Origin of the sequence: Nostoc sp. LPT (assembly GCF_017115165.1) — a bacterium.
Classification (GTDB): Bacteria; Cyanobacteriota; Cyanobacteriia; order Cyanobacteriales; family Nostocaceae; genus Nostoc.
Genome location: NZ_JABXKF010000028.1, coordinates 1 through 18,594, shown reverse-complemented (window position 1 = coordinate 18,594; position 18,594 = coordinate 1). Strand labels below are relative to the sequence as shown.

Genomic DNA, 18,594 nt, shown 5'->3' with positions numbered 1-18,594 from the left:
TCGAATTACGAATTAGTACCCTCGACTTTTGCCACTTCCAACATTGTCTTTAAAACCGAATCTGGATTCAGACTAATCGAGTCAATTCCTTGTTCAACTAAAAACTGGGCAAATTCTGGATAGTCGCTGGGTGCTTGTCCACAAATGCCGATTTTGCGATCGCATTTTTTCGCCGCTTCTATCGCCATTTTTACCATTCGTTTCACACCCTGACTGCGTTCATCAAACAACCGCGCCACTAACGCCGAATCTCTATCTATCCCCAGTGTCAATTGAGTTAGGTCGTTGGAACCAATTGAGAAGCCGTCAAATACATCAGCAAACTCCTCAGCCATAATCACATTATTCGGCAACTCGCACATTACATAAACCTGCAAGTCGTTAACACCTTGCTTTAAACCATTTTTTGCCATCTCTGCCAAAACCAAACGCCCTTCATCGGGAGTGCGACAAAAGGGAATCATTGGGATAACATTTGTCAAACCCATTTCTTCCCTTACCCGCTTGATGGCATGACATTCTAGGGCAAAAGCTTTTCTGTAACCTTCATCATAGTAACGCGCCGCCCCCCGCCAACCCAGCATTGGGTTTTCTTCATGGGGTTCAAACTGTCGCCCACCTAACAAATTGGCATATTCATTACTTTTGAAATCTGACATTCGCACAATCACTGGTTTGGGATAAAATGCCGCCGCAATTCTACCTATACCTTGGGCTAATTTATCTACAAAATACTGGGGTTTCTCCTCGTAAAGTGCGGTAATGTCAGCAATTTTAGCTTTGACAAATTCATCTTTTAACAAGTCATAGTAAATCAACGCCATTGGATGAATTTGAATTTGGTTAGCAATGATAAATTCTGTCCGCGCTAAACCTACGCCATCGTTGGGAATTGCAGATAAACTCAATGCTTCTTGAGGATTACCCACATTCATTAAAATTTGAGTGCGGGTGCGGGGCAAATTTTCTAAAGGAACTTCTTCCACTTCAAAAGGTAATAAACCTGCATAAACTTTTCCCTCTTCCCCTTCAGCGCAAGAAATTGTTACCTCTTGACCAGGTTTCAAGATTTCCGTAGCATTGCCGCATCCGACGATCGCAGGTACACCCAATTCTCGCGCAATAATTGCTGCATGGCAGGTGCGGCCTCCAGAATTGGTGACAATTGCACTGGCACGTTTCATAATTGGTTCCCAATCGGGATCGGTTCTCTCTGTCACCAAAACTTCCCCAACTTGAAACTGTTCTAGTTTCTGAACATCTAAAATTAGGCGTGCTTTTCCCTGACCAATTGCTTCCCCAATCGCACGTCCCGTAACCAGAGGGATTGGGGATTGGGAATCAGGGAGTGAGGAGTGGGAATTTTCCCCATTCCCTATTCCCCATTCTCTATTCCCCAATACCAACCGATAACTCCGCAACACATTTCCCGTCTTCTGTGACTGGACAGTTTCGGGACGCGCTTGCACAATAAAAAGTTGGTTAGTAATCCCATCTTTTGCCCACTCGATATCCATTGGAGTGAAAATGCCGTGGACTTGGGAATAATGGTCTTCAATTAAACATGCCCAACTTGCTAGTTGTAAAATCTCTTCATCACTCAGGGCGAATTTACCTCTTTCGCTGAGCGAAACCGAAACGTTTTTCGTAAATTTTGAGCCGTCATCATAAATCATTTTCAGTTCTTTACTGCCCAATTTTTTATCGATAATTGGGCGGAAACCAGCTTTTAAAGTTGGTTTAAAAACATAATATTCATCGGGATTTACAGATCCCTGAACAACATTTTCACCTAAACCGTAGGCGGCTGTAATTAGTGCTGCATCCTTAAAACCGGTTTCTGTATCAATGGAGAACATCACCCCAGAGGTTGCTAAGTCAGAGCGCACCATTTTTTGCACACCCACAGCTAGAGCAATGCTAAAGTGGTTAAATCCCTTGGTGTGGCGATAAGAAATAGCGCGATCGGTAAATAGAGACGCAAAGCATTTATGACAAGCTGCTAAAACTCCTTCAACACCGACAACATTGAGGTAGGTTTCCTGCTGTCCAGCAAAACTAGCATCGGGAAGGTCTTCAGCAGTGGCACTGGAACGGACTGCCACATCTGTGTCTGCATGGTATCGTTCACAGAGACTATGGTATGCTGTGGCGATCGCCTCCCGCAATTCTACCGGAAATGGTGTGTGGATTAATAGTGATCGCGCTTTTTTTCCGCGTTCTCGTAAATTTTTGACATCTTCAACATCCAAGTCAGCAAAGAGTTTACGTAGTTTTGCTTCTAACCCCGCTGATTGAATGAAATGACGATAAGCGTAAGCAGTAGTAGCAAATCCTGTAGGAACGTTAATGCCTTTGGGTGTTAACTGTTGAATCATTTCCCCCAGTGAGGCATTTTTACCACCAACTACTGGTATATCAGCAATACCAATTTCATCAAACCAAAGAATGAGCGATCGTTCTTGGGCAAATAGAGACAAAGTGCTTTTAGATACTATAGTCATAAATATTACCTTTTAAGTTTATACTCAACTTGTAAGTGCATAACTGCTACTATATTTATTTTTCCCATATTCAACTTTAGATTTTTGGTTCTGTCGCGTAGTTTGATTTTTGGCAATGAAATACAAAATTTTAAGCAAGAAAAATTAACAATTATTCAGTTTAATAACTCAATCAAAATACCGGATGTAATACATGATGGCGCAGCTAGAACGACTCCTAAAAATGGCAGAAGATGAACTAACTGAATACAGCACTGATGCTCGCAAAATAGAAAAACTACGCCGTAAAATAAGTTTAACAGTATCGCTAACAGAACAGCAGCAAGTCAAAGAGGCATTACTTGCTACTATGAAATCTAATATAATTACCCAAGTTATAGAAGAACAAAGACAAGCAGTAGCCTTACCATTTTGGGGAATTGCTGGATTGGGTTTGTTACTAGGAATTTCTTTAAATCAACCCATAGGCTTGTTAGCGTCTGTAGTTGGAACTGTATTAGCTTATAGAATTCAGAAATGGGGTTGGAAATTGCAGGCAAATCGTTTATTGCTACAAACATTAAAAGATATTGAAATGCGTATTACTCAACCTACTAAGTAACAATAAAGATGTATTTTATCTGTAAAATACGTCTGTATATTTGTATAAATATACTCAATAAGTAGTTAATCACTTAATTTACATCTCGTAAGCACTTAACAATTCCTTTGGGATTACCATAGCAAAAAAATTAGATATTGGATTTAAGATTCTGATTTTTCCCGTTAAGTCTCTTTTGCAAGCTTGCCAACCCTCACTCTTGTCGTGCAATTTTAACCAGCCTCGCCACAGTACCTGGATACCAATAGGAGTTTTATGTCGATGTTCTAAGTAGCCCCCTAAACAAGGGATGCCTGCGGCGGGCTGCGCCAACGCTTGCACAGCCCAACTAACTGTTAATGTCTTGGGTAGTTTGGGTGATTTAGCTTTCAAAATGCGAATTTGTTGGGGATTGAGGATAACAATTGCATCGACTGTACCGTATATGTTGTGCTTTATCCAGAATCCTTTCTCAGCAAGCTTTTTAAGACTTAACGGGAAAATTCTGTTGAAGGATTAAATTATATTTCGCCAACAACATGCATAATTCCTATTAGCTGAAGTGTATATGGAGTATCAAACGTTTAAATAATAGGAAAACTTATGGCTGATATAAATGGTACTCAATTCGACGATAATCTTGTAGGGACTAATGCATCAGAATCTATTTCTGGACTGGGTGGTAACGACACTCTTACCGGACTTAATGGTAATGATCGACTATTTGCTGGACCTGGTAATGATAGACTTGTTGGAGGAAATGGTAACGATCAACTTGATGCTGGAGCTGGTAATGATGTTCTGATAGGCGGTGTACCAAACCCGGTTAACGGCGAACAAGACAATCTTATTGGTAGGACTGGATCTGACCAGTTTGTTCTCGGTACCAACCTTAGTGTCTTCTATCGAGGCAATGATAGCTTTGCCATAATTCGGGACTTCGACCGAAACGAAGGAGATAAGGTTGTCCTAAAAGGTAGCGCATCCGATTATAGAGCAACTATAGGTAATTTTGGAGCCGACACCTTTCTTCGCACAACCGACAATAACCTGATCGCAAGATTGGAAGGCGTAACAAACTTCTCGTTTAGCCTTGACACTATCTTCGTTTAAGTTTAAAGAGATGTTTGGAAAGTCGTAAAGTATCCTAAAAACCCCTCTCTTGAAAAGCTTTGAGCGTCCACCATTGGCATGATTGCGTCTCGTAGAGAAGGGGAGACGCAATTAATCCCTCTTCATTCAATATCCTAGTTTGCGGGTAAAGAAGAAAAATTTAAAACTGATTCATCTATTTTTTACACGATCTCAAAGATCATCAGCAAAAATGTTAGTCATGTAATATTGGTTTTCCTTTCTATAATCAACTAACGAGATCGGCGATCGCCTGTGAAGCAGGGACTACAGCTTCAGGCTGATAGCGGATGCCAGCTTGCTTGAAGCGATGTAAAACTTCACCCAAGCGATCGCAGTCTGCAATCAAACTGATCCTGACATAACCTTCACCTGCAACCCCAAAGGCATTACCTGGAGTAACCACAACGCCTGTTTGTTGCAATACGTTCAGGGCAAAATCTGTGGAACCAACATCAACGGGACACTTCACCCAAAGATACATCGTCGCCTTGCTTTTAGGGATATCCCAACCCAACTCTCCTAACCCGTGAATGAGGAAATCGCGGCGGGTACGGTAGCGTTGTTGTACCTCGTGCAAATACACATCTGGCAGTTGCAAAGCTGTTTCAGCTGCTGTTTGCAATGCGGCAAAAATGCCGTAATCCAAGTTAGTTTTCAGCGTCTGCAAACCTTGAATTACATGGCGGTTCCCCACGACAAACCCGACGCGCCAACCAGCCATATTGTAGGTTTTAGATAAGGTGTGAAATTCCACACCAATATCTTTTGCGCCGGGAATTTCTAGCAAGCTAGTGGGTTGATAACCATCAAAAGCTAACTCGGCGTAACACAAATCATGCACTAGCAAAATTTCATATTTGCGGGCGAAGGCGACGATTTCTTCAAAAAATTCGCGGGGGGCGGTGGCGGCGGTAGGATTGCTGGGATAGTTAAAATAAAGGATTTTAGCTTGTTTGGCAACCTCGTCAGGAATCGCAGCTAAATCAATTAACCAGTCATTTTCGGGTTTGAGAATCAAGCTGTGGATTTTCCCACCAGCGATCGCCGGGCCGCGAAAATGTGCCGGATAAGCCGGGGAAGGAACCAGAACTAAATCACCAGGGTTAACGTAGGCGAGTGCTAAATGAGTTAATCCTTCTTTAGAACCCAGCAATGGCAAGGCTTCGCTATCAGGATCGAGAACCACAGCATAACGGCGATGATACCAGTTAGTGATGGCACGGCGGAAACTAGCTGTGCCCTCAAAGGGTGGATAACCGTGATTAGCAGGATCTTTTAAAGCTGCGATCGCCGCTTCAACAACTGGTGCTGGCGTTGCACCATCCGGGTTTCCCATACCCAAGTCAATTAAATCTAACCCTTGTTCCCGTGCTTTAGCTTTCAGTTCATCTAAACGGGCAAATACATAAGGTGGTAGTTTTTGTATGCGTTCTGCTGGGACAATCCAATTTAAACTCATAAAACCTCGTCACTCATTCCCTTGGGCGAAACTCGATTTGTAGTATCTCTACTATCTATAGGTGCAGTGGTAGAAACCATTGCCGCCATTAACTGTTCTGGCGCGACTTTAAACGGTAGTCGATGGATGTCAGAATTAGGAACTAGAGCCATTTCGGCGGCTGTTTGCAATTCGCCTAATGTAATATTGCCCAATCCTAAATCAGTTAATTTTTGGGGTAGTCCAATTTCTGCGTAGAACTTTAACAACTGTTGCCGTGCCAATGCAGCAAGTTGATTGCCTTGTAGCATTTCTTCTAAACGCAGTTGCACCAAAATCCCAAAAGCAACTTTTTCGCCATGAATACTTCCACGTCCTGAAATATGAGTTAAACCGTTATGCACAGCATGGGCGGCAACAGTGCGACACTGTGCCCCTCCAAGTCCCCCAACTACCCCAGCTAATAAAACAGTGGCATCTACCACTTCTCGCCAAACCTCACTACCTGGTTCTTCGAGGGCGGTGGCTGACTTTTGCAACAGGATATCTCGCAAAACTCGTGCTTGTTGCACCGCAGCAATAATTAAAGTGTCTTGCAAGTGTCCACTGCTAACTGAGGCTTCGTACCACTTAGCGATCGCATCACCAATTCCAGCTACTAAGGTACGTTGTGGTGCAGTTTTAATCAAGTCATAATCGAGTATCAATAAATCGGGACAACGAGATAGCCCCACATCGTAGAGAAAAGCCCCATCTTCCGAATAAACATTCGATAAGGCACTCCAAGCTGCACAAGTAGCCCCGGAAGTGGGAATTGTCACCACTGGCAGCTGTAACTGCTGCGCGACTAATTTCGCTGTATCTAAGGCTTTGCCGCCACCAACACCGATAATTACATCAGCTTTATGTTCTTTTGCCTTCTTCTGTAAAGATTTCAGGCTAGCTTCGCAGCAATCTGCACCATAAGAAGCTTGGACAGTATGTAACTGTTGTGCTTCTAAAATTGGTTGTAAATTTTGTTGGCTGATGCCGAGAGTAGACTTACCTGCCACAATTAAGGGACGACTTCCCAAACAGGCAATCTCTGCTGCGGCTGTTTGCAACACCCCAGAACCACGGATTACTTTTGCGGGGGAAACTGTGAGCGTAAATAATGAACTAGAGGTTTGAGTAGACAAAGAAGGTTGAGTAGAAAAATTATTGGGCATATAATCTCGTTTGCCAAAACCTTGATATTTCTTAATCAAATAGACTGGCGATCGAGGATACTTGTTGCCAAGCTGGTTTTTGGATGGCTCCAACCTGACACCCGGCTGATCTGGATTTTAGCCAAGCAATTAAATAGACAAGTCCTGTTGCCGACTGATTGGGTAGTTTGACGACATTGCTTGAATCTATAAATACCCATTGACCTGAAATTCCGAACTATCAAAGTTTTGAATAACCGTATAATTAATTAACATTACCATTGTCAGATTCTCAAGAAAAGCAATCGAGAATTGATAATGTGTAGGCGAGCGTGCTATTTCATACAATTTTTAGCTACAGATATATATGTAAAGTATGCAAATATATGCCCCTACAACCCCTTGATTTGCTGCAAAGAATTTTGAAAATGGCAACAGGGGCAATTAGGATAACAACTGACAAATTACAACTATTAGTACCCATTACCCCACGCTGATTAACTTTTTCCCACAGTATAACCACTAAAGTGTGAATATCTTAATCTAAAAATAACCATTAATGTATCAGTAAATACAAAATAATTTTTGTCATCCTGATAACAGGTAAATTACTTTTTTTCTCTGAGCATGGGGCATAGGGCATATGGCATGGGGCATGGGGCATGGGGCATTAATTATTCTTCTCCTTTGCTCTCCCTACTCCCTGCTCCCTACCTCTTAAGCGTTGGGTTTTGGCAATTTGGCAAAATTGTCTGTGTAAATTTTGACTGTAACTGGGGAATTTTGATGAGAAATGAGCGATCGCTTGACCTCACCCAAGTAAACTGGGACAGAAATCCCTGTTTCCTGATGGATAATGGTACGGGCGCGAACTGTCAACTTGTCGTCTTCTTGTGTACCTGAGCGACCATAAGAAAAGAGATTACTAGCTGCTTGACGTAAAGTTGCTTCTAATTGTGTGGGTGTAATTTGGGGTGATGTGGCAATCACTGCTTGTGTTGAGCCATTGTCATAAACTAGAGTGTACCGAGCTGCTCCGGGAATCACAGTCCGACTCAAGGGGACTATTGAGAGTGCAAATAAACCAGCAGTCACCACCAGCATAAAGCCAGTCGTACCCACCAGGCGAAAGCGAATGCCCCATTTGAGAATAAAAGCCAAAAATGTCAAGGCAGCAAATACCAATGTAGCTATACCTGACCATTGGGTGTACTGAAGAAAGTTAGCTGTTGTGAGCATAAAGTTGGTTATGGAGGCGTCTTTTTTTCGTTACCGACACACCCATTTTACCGAGAGCTTACATCGATTACCTGTGAGGTTGCATAGATAGAACAACTTGCTTAAGCCTCTTGTATCACCAAGCCTAATTTTGTGCAGTTTCTACAAAGAATTAGTATTACACCATAAAGGTTATCGGTCATAATAAAGTTTCAACTTGTGTTTAGCCTAAGTTTAGCGGTGAATAGAGCCAACCTCAGAACAATTGAAACAGTTATACAGAGTCTTGACTTGGTTAACGCGAATGTATCTCCCGGTTTACCTAGTTAGCTTAGATGAGCGAACAGATAACATCGTAGTAATAGCAGGTGAAGAGACAGTTGTAGTAATTAATCCAGAAGGAGAGGTTGATTATGAATAAGCCTAACTTTAGAGAAATGACACGCAAGCAATTGCGAGATTATATCTTACAAAATCGTGGCGATACAGAAGCAATTCACGCCCTAACATTACATGTTCAGTCTAATGGCAAACGTCTTAATTCAGTAGATGAGCTACAACAAATCATCCAAGAAAAACGTAGCCAAGGCTTAGAGCCATAGCTAAAAAACACAGCATCATTCCGTTAGTGAGTAATTTAATTTTGTTAGGTTTTAGCGAATAAAGCTGGGAAAGAAATTGCTTAACCGACTTCCCCAGCCTCCCCAGTTTTTCTAAAATAGTATTGGCTCACCAGAAACAATATGGGAATTTTGAGATGTCTGCAACTTCGTTTGAACACTATCAATGATTGCTAGCCAATCGGCATCTCTGTTCCATTCAGAGCGAATCCTGGTTTTAGTCGCCGCGTCGTAGAGGTTACAAAAAACCACATTCTCTTTTCCAGCAATTGCAGCGATAATCAGGGGTTTGGAAAAGTCCTGGACACATGACGCAGCTAAAAGGAAAGTTTTAGCAAAGTTTGTTTCTATCCCAGTCCTAACAACATAAATTTCATCCGCTCTAACAACGATATGTAATTTATGGTTGATATTTCCCCTAAATTCTCCCGATTTTAATTTCAGTTCAGATATATACCCAGTTAGCCCTGTTTTGTGGACAGGAATAGTTTGATCGTTATTGATATCGTAGTTGTACCACAAGTATGATTCCCCGTTTAATTCTCCGCTTTTCACATGCAAATAAATAGGTTCTGGTGGGTTACAAAGACCTAATTTCACTTCAGTAACCATGTTTTACATTCCTTTATGAAAGATAAAAATTTTTCAGATATTGGTCAAATTAAATATTGTTAAGATGGTGTTTAACTAAAGAAAAATAATAAATATACAAAAGGGCATCTACAAGAGATGCCCGTCATGCAGGAAAACCCCAAAGGGATGTCCCTACACCTTCCCAACAATCAGCAACAGTGACTAATTAGGTATTAGTCACACTCACAGACGTGAATATAACAATATTATTAACTTAAAACTCTCAATGTCCCCAGTGCATACACTGAAAAAACTAATAGCTAATTTTGATGAGATGCATGCCTGTCTTTTTCGTGATAACGATGTACTACTCCAGCAATGGCAGCCAAAATTAGCCATGAAAGCGCATTCAGACGAAAATCGAAGAGGGTTACATCTACTGTATTCAATAAAATCCACCCAACAAAGGACAGAAGATAACTGAAAAATATCAATTTGTCTCCTGTATTTAGATATTTTGACTTTTGCAGTAATTGGACACTTGTAATCAAAATCCAAGCTAGTAAGCCACAAAATAAAAAAGCACTGGGAAAACCAGTTTCAGCAGATAACATCAAAAACAAGTTATGGGGATGACCCAAGGGAATCTGCATCTTTGCTCTGTAAAGTGTACTAAAACTGCGTAATCCCCAACCAGTCCAAGGATGTTGTTGAGCTAAAGACCAGGCAAACTCCCACTGAGTTTTTCGCATTAAAGCGACTGGTCTATCTGGATACATATCGTCATTTAACCTTGCCCAAAAGAATGCAGGAACTGCCAAGCGAAAAATTTGAGCAACTGGTAAGGGAGCAAAAGCTGCCAAAAACACACTAGAAACGATCGCAGCAACGCTACCTACAAGAATGCGCCAACCTTGGTAGAGTGCATAAGCTAAACAGGCAAAAATAGCGATCGCCCACCCATTACGCGAGTTGGTGAAAATCAAGGCAATGAAATTTGTAATCACCGCCACGGTTAGGAAGAAAAAGGCAACTGGGGACTGGGGTAGCAGAGGAAAAGTTGCAGTAAGTCTTTCCCCTCTGCCTTTTATGTTCAATCCCCAATACCCAATCGCCAATCGCCATTGTTCAATCCACAACCCTAGACCAAGGATGAAAACTATTACTAGATAAGCTGCGAAGGTGTTAGCGTGCAAGAAAAGTGAAGCGATACGACCTGGTGGGTTTCCGCCTGGTCTGATTGTCCAACTAAACACAACCCACACAAACTGGAACTTGAAACTCCAGCCTAAAAATAACTGTCCCAAGCCCATAATTGCTACTGGCATGGAACCAATCACCAAAACCCAAGCCATTTGCCGCAATTGGGTAAATGTTTGAATCAGAGCGCTATGGGCAGCGAAAAGTAAAAAGAATGGTAATAAATTAAATAAGCCGAGGAAAGCTGCTGTTTTGTCTTGGGCAAACCCAGCACTCACGATCAGTAAAACACTCAATAGGGCAAATCCCCAGTTGAGGGGGCGGCGATTAATTTTGCGGGATTGTTTCAGCCAAGTTATTAATGAGACAAAACCTACAGTCACCGCCCCCACTAAAGGACTCAATGGGAAGATTAACAGTGCCCATAGAGAGTAGTTCCAAGAAGATTGCCAACGAGATTTGAAATAGTCAAAAACCTTGTTCAAGCTGGCTCCCAACATTCCTCACGGGTGAGGCGAATTTGAGCTAAGGCGAAGATAGTGGGGATGATTCGACCATAGTTAGTGGCGATCGCTCTCCAGCCTAAATCTGCAATAAACCAAGTCCACATCATTGGGCCAATCACAGCAAACATCGTGCGGGCTGCCCCATAACGAGCTGCACTCACTGTCATACCCCGTTGCGCCATTTGCATGGTTACATAGCTTTGAAATTGGGTTGCAGCTGCTTCTGAGCCTGTAATTGCCGCTTGTTTTGCTACTTCATAAGTAGCAAAGTGAATGGCAAATTGACGGGCAATTTGCTTAAGTACAAGTGGCTGGAGAAGAGAAGTAACCGCCAGCGCACTACCGCCTTTAAAAAGTAATCCCAAGGGATCGCGTTGCAATAAAAGTGGTAGGGGTTGTTTTAGTTCTGATTTCAGCAGCTGACGCTGCACCTGTATAGTCAATTTTTGCTTTTCCTGTTCCGGCAATTTTTTCCACACCTGTCCTAGCAGATGCAAAAATACTTCTGCTTCTAAATCAATAGTTGCCAGCTGATGAGAATAGGGAATTTTTAGATACTTACATACTTGAACTAACGCTTGTCGGTAAGTTACCTGCCCTGTGCGTCCCCGTAATACTGTCATCCCATCTGCCGCCAAAAAACGAAAGCGGCCCTCTAGTGCATCTAACCAAGCTTTGCGGTCTTGGCTTTGTACTTCGATGGGTTCGGGTGTGTGTACATAGTCTAAGGGATTGAACTTACGACTAAATAGAATTGCCGTTAAGTCTTGCAACTCTTCTTCGGTCGCTAACTCTAGCGCCGCCCTCATTTCATCCACTTTCCCTTCCTCCCTTCCGTGCAGCTTTCTGTACCTTATTCTACTATTAGCTTTCAGCAGTCATTAGTAGTAATTTTGTCCTTTGATAATAACCAATAACTAATGACCAATAACTAACTAAGGACTATTGACTCATGACTGATATTGCAGTGATTGGTGCCAGAATTGCCGATTTAGTCTACGCCCAGCAGTTAAGTCAAGCTGGATATTCGGTGGTAGTGGTGGAAAAGTCGCGTGGTTTGGGAGGAAGACTAGCTACACGCCGCTTGCATGGAACTTTGGTGGATCATGGGGCTTGTTACCTGAAGCCAAAGGGTGAATTATTTAGACGTTTTGTGGAGATATTGCGAGCGTGCCATATCCTCGAAGTTTGGACAGATGAGGTTTACGAACTCACCGAAGAGGCAGAGGGGAAGGGAGCAGGGCTTTCAAGGGTAGGTTTTTTAGAATCTTGAAAATAGTTGAGAAAATTCTCAAGTGTTTAACGTGATTTGGTCGTTTCAGGATTTAAGCATCAGCTGAAATAGTCAAAAAATGACCAAATACAAAATACCTACCTTTGTAAGGCTCGGCTGGGGAGGGGTTACAAGCTTCGTCCCAGGCTCTCTCCCCTGCTCCTGCTCCCCGCTCCCTGCTCCCCTGCTTCTTTTGACAACAGGCTTACCTTTAGTTTGCTGTGGTAATTGGTGTGGCGGCAATCTTGTAAAAGGTGCGATGCTTTCTGGATTAGCTGCGGCTGATGAAATTAACAATCAGTTGCGTTATCTCCCTTTCGATAATGTGAACTTTTTAAACGTTTTTACCCGTTCATTTCATCTGTCGCTAGACTGATTCTGCACTATAGTGAGTCGCAATTTTTATGACTGACTAAATCAAAGTGCAACAAATAAGTTTTTTAGATGAAATAGCAAATTTTGCCCCAAGCCTAAAAAGTGATGTCAATTACTCAAAAAGCTTAATTTCATTCAAAACTTGTTCCTAATTCAAGTTATTTTATTGCTGTTAACCTTGATCCCCTAGCTTTGATACTGCGTTTTATGTAGATTTCTGCCTTTTTGGCAGAAATTTGAAATAATTATGATTATAAATATAAAATGTCGCTAACTTACCAGATGGTTGGACGCTATTTTAATAAGTGATGCTGTGAAACAGTATAAAATTTAACTAAAATAAGCAAAGCCAAATGTCTGATATTGTACCAAGATAAAAAGCTAGTTTCGGGGTTGATTGTATCTATTAGCTAAAAGTAATTTGACTGGTTGTCATCAGGACATGACCATCTAAAAAAGTTATTTTCTAAACCAAGCATTGACTTGATTAAAAAAGGAGTTTAAAAATCATGAAAACGGTAGTCAATTTAACACAACAATCAATAGTGGAAGAAATTGAAAGTGTTTTGAATACATATCCATCCGATCCATATCAACAAGCCTTTGCGATTCCTGATTTACGCCAAGAGCTAATTACTTTCGTCCTCAATCGCATTCCTTCCTTTTACAGCGTCATGTCTGACGAACAGATTCCACCGGAGGCTGAACAAGGAAGCTTGGCTTATTACAAATTGCCTCGTAAACCCTTAGAGCAGCAACTACATTTACAGAATTTGATTCACCAAGGCATTTGTCTAATCGTTCAAGAAAAATCAGATTGGATTAACCATCATGTTTGTGAAACAGTTGAACCAGCTTGTGAACCTTCCCACTGGTTTGGTTAATATCTTTAATAAAATTTGGCTCTCTGCTGAGATATAATCATGTACGCAGTTAATTTTTGAATTTTCAGCTAATCTCACGACTAAAGTCAGTGTAAAAAACGTGGGATTGGCTCAATATTTTTTGTCAAAGCGCAACCTTTCTTTGATGGTTGGCACTATATGTAGAATTAGGGATGAGGATTAGAATAATTCTTCCCCAGCCCCTAATCCCCAATTCCCAATCACCAGTACCTTTTTTAGTCAATTATTTTGGATAAAGGATTCAGTATATTCCTCTTGAGGTGTAAACTTTGACAATTACTAAGTTCAAAGGACATTCCCAGGATATGAAAAAAATAACTGCTTTAATACTGCTAAATATTACTGTGACTGTTGGGATAGGGACATTAACACCCAAAGTCACTAATGCCCAATTATTTTACCCACCAGCAAGCGATCGCCATTCATTAATGGTAATCGGTCAAGGCGTAGTGAGAGTGCCAGCAGATACAGCAGATATTGAGTTGGTATTCAGTAGCGGAAGTAGCAATGATCAGTTACAAACGCAACCATCATCTCTACCCGAAACCCGTCCCATATCCTTACCGACTCTACTTTTAAATTACAAAACAGCAGCAGAATCTTTACCAAGCAAAAAATCCCTAACTAAAGCAACTCTTGAGCCTATAGTTAATAGCTTAGTTGCCAAAGGCATTAGGGCTGATAAAATTCAAGTGCAGATTAACCCTAATTCCAGTGACAATAACGCCAAGATATTGGTGAGACTAGAAAAACCAACACGCGATCGCGTCCAGGAAATTGTTGGTACAACGAATAAGTCCACGAGCCAAATTGAAAACCTTTCTGTCAAGAGTGTGGGTGTTGAATATGCAGTAAATGACTGTCAGGCTTTGCAGAGTTCAGTTTATCAATCAGCGATGAAAGATGCTCAAAGCCGCGCTCAGGCTTTAGCAACTGCGATGGAAGTTAAACTTAGTACTCCTTCTGTAGCCGAGCCATTTTACACATTATTTTATCCCTCATGTGGTTCTAAAACTGGAGTTCCTTTACCGTCGTTTGCTAGTTTTTTATTATCACCAGTTTATAATCCAGATGCACCGGCAGAAGTTGAAATGAAAAAGGATATTTTTGTGACATATACAACGAAATAAACATTTATATTTAGTGCAATCGCACTTTGATTTAGTCAAAATTGGAAGTGCGATCGCTTAACTATTTTTCCTCGGAGTCAGATCAATAAGATTGGTGCTATCGCGCTTCTAATTTACTTTATGTTTTGCGATTTACTTTCTATAATGTTTTATATTTTTTATTGATTTTACTGAATATTTACTTAGACAAAATCTAATATTTAAACCTTTCTAATTAAAGATTTTTCTAACTTGATTGAAAAAATTTACGACTTTTACTCATGACAAATAAGTAATCCATTTAATAAAATGTGCCTAAAGATTTAAAAATAAATATATAGTTATATCTGGAGATCAATAATGGCACAAGGAGATCACATATACTGTAGTATTTATAATAATGATAAACCTCCTTATCATCATGGAATCGATTGTGGTAACGAAACTGTTATTCATTATCAAAAAAAATATAAAGACAGAAATGATGGAATAATCCTATGGGTTTCTATGATTGAGTTTGCTAAAAACAGGAAAGTTTATATTGAGAAATATGATACATTTGATCCTCCAATAGTTGTCTTTATGAGAGCAAAACGAAGGTTAGGAGAAGAAACATACAATATTTTTTATAATAACTGTGAGCATTTTGCACGTTATTGTAAAATAGGCAAACCAATTAGTCTTCAAGTGGAGAATGCTAAAGAAATTGTAGGACATAATGGTATTGCTGTCGCTGATGGTTTGTCTAAAAACCTAATAAATGTGATTCAATCGGCGGAATCAAGTAAAAAATATATACATAAAAGTATAGAAAATATATTAAATCTTGGGAGAGATCAAGACGATGATGACAATGATAATAGGTTTTTAAACTTACTTTAAAAAAAGAGCAGACCTTTGTTATTTATGCTTTCACTGTCGGATCAAAATCAGCAAGCCAGATAACCCTATTTATAAGTAAAAAAGCTAATAATCAATCAAGTCTCCTGTCTGTAACTCCTGCCATTCTCTATCTTGCTCGTAATGTAATAACATTAACTCAGCCTGTGCTGCCAATATGCATCGCCGTTCTTCTAATGACAATTTCATAAACTCCCGACGGCTGATACTCTTAGCTTGTACAAGTGTTTCTGAAGCTTGTAGCTGTGGCATGTCTCTCTGAGGAGTAAAATTTGAGATTTCCATACTTTCTCAGTAATTCTTATAAGAATTCCTAATTTATATTTATTTTACTGCACAGCTATAACATACGTGTTGATAATCAAAATAAAATATTCACTATCTAGACTAGATGGCTAATTTCAAACTCCAGTAATGATAAAAACTCCAGAAATGTTTGTGACAAATCTGGAGTCAGGAAAGATACGCATTTACCTATACCAAATTTTCACCCTGATAAAATCCTACGTCATCCGGGTATACACTCAAATGTAGATAAAAGTATTTGAGGATTCTTGTTTAGATTCCTTCTCTGTGGGAAGTAACGCAAAACAGCCCCAGGTAAACTGAGGCTGTTTTGCGAGAGTTGTTTGGTAGGAGGGGTACATCAATAAGTGATGCCCGTGGTAAATATAGATAATTCAGTATGCATCCTTATTTAGCCATGTTTTGGCATATCACGATGATTGGGAAAATTTTTATAGCTTTTTTCAAAAGGAAACTCCAGATGCACTTAAGGCATTCTGGAGCAGTAACAGGTTTCTAACATCAATCAATTTTTACATCTGCGATCGCCCGATGTCGTTAGGGTATATACTCAAATGTGTTTTATGTCTACTCATCCGCAAATCGACCAACAAGTTACCTTCTTTTCTACCCATAATCTCAATGTATCTACAGAATTCTACGAACAAAAGCTAGGCTTGGAGTTATGGCTTGACCAAGGAACCTGCCGAATTTATACTGTTAGTGGTTCTGGATACTTAGGATTATGTCAAGCAAGCGCAACATCGGCTCCTCCAACCGATAAGCAATCAAATATTATTTTTACCCTAGTAACACAGCAGGTGGATGAATGGTTTGAATATCTCAAAAAACGTGGCGTCGAATTTGAAAAGCCACCTACATTAAATGAAAAATACAACATTTACCATTGTTTTTTCCGCGATCCTGATGGTTATTTGATTGAAATTCAACGTTTCGAGACTAATGACAACAAAAAAGACATAACCCAATAAGTTATGTCTAGATATTTAATGTACAGGGCAGGATTTTTACAGGCTAGAACTTTTTGATTTACTAAGGTACATGATACCGACTAATGCTGTATGAACATTATCGATAGGAATATACCTTTTCTTCCATAGATTTATCGGGATGAAATGTGGAGTTTATGCAGCCACGGAAAAATCTTTACATTTATTTACAATTGTCATGTAGGCATCGCTTTTGACTTTTATATAATATTTACCTAATTGACGATCAAAAAACTCTTTGTGTCAGTAGTAATAAGAAGTATTTAACCGGGCTTGAAATTCTATAACAGAAACTAGAATACAATACATAACCGTCAGAATATTATGTTTTTAGAGAATGTTTGAAAAGTCATGATTGATGTATCAAATATTTTTACCCCACCCTAACCCTCCCCGCTATATTGGGGAGCCACTGCGTTGGGCGGGCAATGCCCGACTTGTTCGCGCAGCGTCTCCCCTTCCCCTTGGGAAAAGCAAGTGGCGTGAGGGAACCGGATTTTCTTATTTCCCCCCAATATATCGGGGGGATTGAGGGGGGTAATAATTCGATTAAAATCACAACATACCACTTTTCAAACAACCTCTTAGCAAGAATAGTTTTTCTAGTATCTATTTACTAATTCTGCTAGTTTTGTAATGATTATTTTTAAGCTAATAAATGCTGAATATATCGGTTCAATAAATATTTTATTAGGGTGACTACATGATAGCCGAAAAAATCAAATGGGTGCACACAGCACTACAACCTAAAGGTTCAGTGACGAAAGCAATTTTCAAACATATTTTATGGTGTGGAGCTTTCGGATTTTTAATTTCTCTGCTTCACCATTTTGACAAACCTGTATCCCAACCTATTTTAGGAAGTGTTATTCCTAGTATTGTTTTAGGTTTGTTACTTGTCTTTCGTACAAATACTGCTTATGAGCGATTTTGGGAAGGGAGAAAATGCTGGGGATCTATAGTAAATAACGTCCGAAATCTAGCGCGGCAAATTTGGGTATCAGTTGATGAAATTTCACCAGAAGATAAAGACAAGAAAATTACAGCATTAAACTTATTAGCAGCTTTTGCTGTAACAACTAAATTACATTTGCGAGGAGAAGCTGTCAATAGCGAGTTAGAAGATTTAATGCCATCTACTAAGTACATAAAACTGAAGATTATGAATAATCCCCCCATAGAGGTTGCCTTTTGGATAGGAGATTATTTACAGGAACAGTATAATCGTAATTGCCTTAACAGCTACCAACTAACATCTATGCAAGAATTATTGAATAATCTTGTGGATAATTTAGGTGCTTGCGAACGTATTTTAAAAACGCCTATGCCGCTTGCTTATGCTATTCATTTGAAGCAATTGCTGATATTATATTGCTTTCTGCTACCATTTCAAATAGTAGATAGTCTTGGTTGGTGGACAGGTTTAATTTCTTCTTTAGTTGGGTTCACTGTATTTGGCATTGAAGCCATTGGCTTAGAGATAGAAAACCCCTTTGGTTATGACGCTAATGATTTACCATTAGATGCAATTTGCGAGACAATGAAGCGTAATATTGATGATTTAATTACTTTGACTCCCAATACGCGATCGCACACAGAAAATATCTGATTAAAATAGACATTACAAATTATTGTAGTATTGAAAATACTTCTTTAACAAACTGGTCATATAGTATTGAGTCTTCACTCAATACTTCTGTCAAGTTGAAATAAGTAGATATTCTGAAGGGGTGACAAGGAGGCGGAAGCATGAGAAATAGTGGAGTGTAGCGATTTT

At 40.0% G+C, this 18,594-nt stretch carries 17 protein-coding genes and 3 pseudogenes; 11 read left to right on the top strand and 9 right to left on the bottom strand.

All coding sequences use genetic code 11. The annotated features are described in order from the left end of the window. Positions 1-5 precede the first annotated feature (5 nt). Positions 6-2,504, bottom strand: a complete 2,499-nt coding sequence (gene ppsA / locus HWQ58_RS05780; protein WP_292858961.1) for a phosphoenolpyruvate synthase — start codon at positions 2,502-2,504, stop codon at positions 6-8. Positions 2,505-2,700: 196 nt separating this feature from the next. Between ppsA and HWQ58_RS05775 the strand changes: the two genes are divergently transcribed. After that, positions 2,701-3,105: a hypothetical protein gene (locus HWQ58_RS05775; protein ID WP_292859032.1), complete on the top strand. Its 405-nt coding sequence runs from the start codon at positions 2,701-2,703 to the stop codon at positions 3,103-3,105. A gap of 183 nt (positions 3,106-3,288) precedes the next feature. Here the strand turns inward: HWQ58_RS05775 and HWQ58_RS05770 are convergent. Then, positions 3,289-3,504, bottom strand: a pseudogene (locus tag HWQ58_RS05770) (IS4 family transposase); the annotation flags it as partial. A gap of 183 nt (positions 3,505-3,687) precedes the next feature. Between HWQ58_RS05770 and HWQ58_RS05765 the strand changes: the two are divergent. Further along, the gene (locus HWQ58_RS05765) at positions 3,688-4,197 is read left to right on the top strand and encodes a calcium-binding protein (RefSeq protein ID WP_292858958.1); all 510 of its coding nucleotides are present in this window, start codon (positions 3,688-3,690) and stop codon (positions 4,195-4,197) included. A 247-nt stretch (positions 4,198-4,444) separates the two neighbouring features. Here the strand turns inward: HWQ58_RS05765 and HWQ58_RS05760 are convergent, their stop codons facing one another. From HWQ58_RS05760 to HWQ58_RS05750, 3 genes are all read right to left on the bottom strand, one after another. Continuing rightward, on the bottom strand, positions 4,445-5,677 hold the full coding sequence (locus tag HWQ58_RS05760) for an aspartate aminotransferase (RefSeq protein WP_292858955.1): 1,233 nt from the start codon (positions 5,675-5,677) through the stop codon (positions 4,445-4,447). Continuing rightward, positions 5,674-6,864, bottom strand: coding sequence for an iron-containing alcohol dehydrogenase family protein (locus HWQ58_RS05755; protein WP_292859029.1), 1,191 nt, complete (start codon positions 6,862-6,864; stop codon positions 5,674-5,676). The genes HWQ58_RS05760 and HWQ58_RS05755 overlap by 4 nt, the downstream gene beginning before the upstream one ends. Positions 6,865-7,560: 696 nt before the next feature. Further along, positions 7,561-8,082 (bottom strand): Ycf51 family protein, encoded by a 522-nt coding sequence (locus HWQ58_RS05750; protein ID WP_292858952.1) that lies wholly within the window; start codon positions 8,080-8,082, stop codon positions 7,561-7,563. A gap of 244 nt (positions 8,083-8,326) precedes the next feature. Here HWQ58_RS05750 and HWQ58_RS05745 point away from each other — a divergent pair, with 244 nt between their 5' ends. After that, positions 8,327-8,482, top strand: a complete 156-nt coding sequence (locus HWQ58_RS05745; protein WP_292858950.1) for a hypothetical protein — start codon at positions 8,327-8,329, stop codon at positions 8,480-8,482. Further along, positions 8,475-8,663 (top strand): hypothetical protein, encoded by a 189-nt coding sequence (locus tag HWQ58_RS05740; RefSeq protein WP_292858947.1) that lies wholly within the window; start codon positions 8,475-8,477, stop codon positions 8,661-8,663. The genes HWQ58_RS05745 and HWQ58_RS05740 overlap by 8 nt, the downstream gene beginning before the upstream one ends. Positions 8,664-8,774: 111 nt before the next feature. On the opposite strand, the gene HWQ58_RS05735 is transcribed toward HWQ58_RS05740, so the two are convergent. The 3 genes from HWQ58_RS05735 to HWQ58_RS05725 all read right to left on the bottom strand — a co-directional run bounded on the left by HWQ58_RS05735 (position 8,775) and on the right by HWQ58_RS05725 (position 11,778). Continuing rightward, on the bottom strand, positions 8,775-9,293 hold the full coding sequence (locus HWQ58_RS05735) for a hypothetical protein (protein WP_292858944.1): 519 nt from the start codon (positions 9,291-9,293) through the stop codon (positions 8,775-8,777). A 281-nt stretch (positions 9,294-9,574) separates the two neighbouring features. Further along, positions 9,575-10,954: an O-antigen ligase family protein gene (locus HWQ58_RS05730; RefSeq protein WP_292858941.1), complete on the bottom strand. Its 1,380-nt coding sequence runs from the start codon at positions 10,952-10,954 to the stop codon at positions 9,575-9,577. Continuing rightward, positions 10,936-11,778, bottom strand: a complete 843-nt coding sequence (locus HWQ58_RS05725; protein ID WP_292858937.1) for a hypothetical protein — start codon at positions 11,776-11,778, stop codon at positions 10,936-10,938. Before HWQ58_RS05725 ends, HWQ58_RS05730 begins: the two co-directional genes overlap by 19 nt. Positions 11,779-11,912: 134 nt before the next feature. On the opposite strand from HWQ58_RS05725, the pseudogene HWQ58_RS05720 reads away from it, so the two are divergent. The 5 genes and pseudogenes from HWQ58_RS05720 to HWQ58_RS05700 form a co-directional block, all read left to right on the top strand. Then, positions 11,913-12,173 (top strand): annotated as a pseudogene (locus HWQ58_RS05720) (NAD(P)-binding protein); the annotation flags it as partial. Positions 12,174-12,438: 265 nt separating this feature from the next. Beyond that, positions 12,439-12,609, top strand: a pseudogene (locus HWQ58_RS05715) (FAD-dependent oxidoreductase); the annotation flags it as partial. A 508-nt stretch (positions 12,610-13,117) separates the two neighbouring features. After that, positions 13,118-13,492, top strand: coding sequence for a hypothetical protein (locus HWQ58_RS05710; RefSeq protein WP_292858934.1), 375 nt, complete (start codon positions 13,118-13,120; stop codon positions 13,490-13,492). Between the two features lie 290 nt (positions 13,493-13,782). Further along, on the top strand, positions 13,783-14,643 hold the full coding sequence (locus HWQ58_RS05705) for an SIMPL domain-containing protein (RefSeq protein WP_292858931.1): 861 nt from the start codon (positions 13,783-13,785) through the stop codon (positions 14,641-14,643). Positions 14,644-14,982: 339 nt separating this feature from the next. Then, a complete protein-coding gene (locus HWQ58_RS05700) occupies positions 14,983-15,504 on the top strand; it encodes a lecithin retinol acyltransferase family protein (protein WP_292858929.1) in 522 nt (173 codons plus the stop codon). A gap of 84 nt (positions 15,505-15,588) precedes the next feature. Here the strand turns inward: HWQ58_RS05700 and HWQ58_RS05695 are convergent, their stop codons facing one another. After that, a complete protein-coding gene (locus tag HWQ58_RS05695; RefSeq protein ID WP_292858926.1) occupies positions 15,589-15,774 on the bottom strand; it encodes a hypothetical protein in 186 nt (61 codons plus the stop codon). 617 nt (positions 15,775-16,391) lie between these two features. Here HWQ58_RS05695 and HWQ58_RS05690 point away from each other — a divergent pair. Both HWQ58_RS05690 and HWQ58_RS05685 read left to right on the top strand, forming a co-directional pair. Then, positions 16,392-16,799: a VOC family protein gene (locus tag HWQ58_RS05690; RefSeq protein WP_292858923.1), complete on the top strand. Its 408-nt coding sequence runs from the start codon at positions 16,392-16,394 to the stop codon at positions 16,797-16,799. 721 nt (positions 16,800-17,520) lie between these two features. Further along, positions 17,521-18,426, top strand: a complete 906-nt coding sequence (locus tag HWQ58_RS05685) for a bestrophin family ion channel (protein WP_292858920.1) — start codon at positions 17,521-17,523, stop codon at positions 18,424-18,426. The last annotated feature ends 168 nt before the right edge of the window (positions 18,427-18,594 follow it).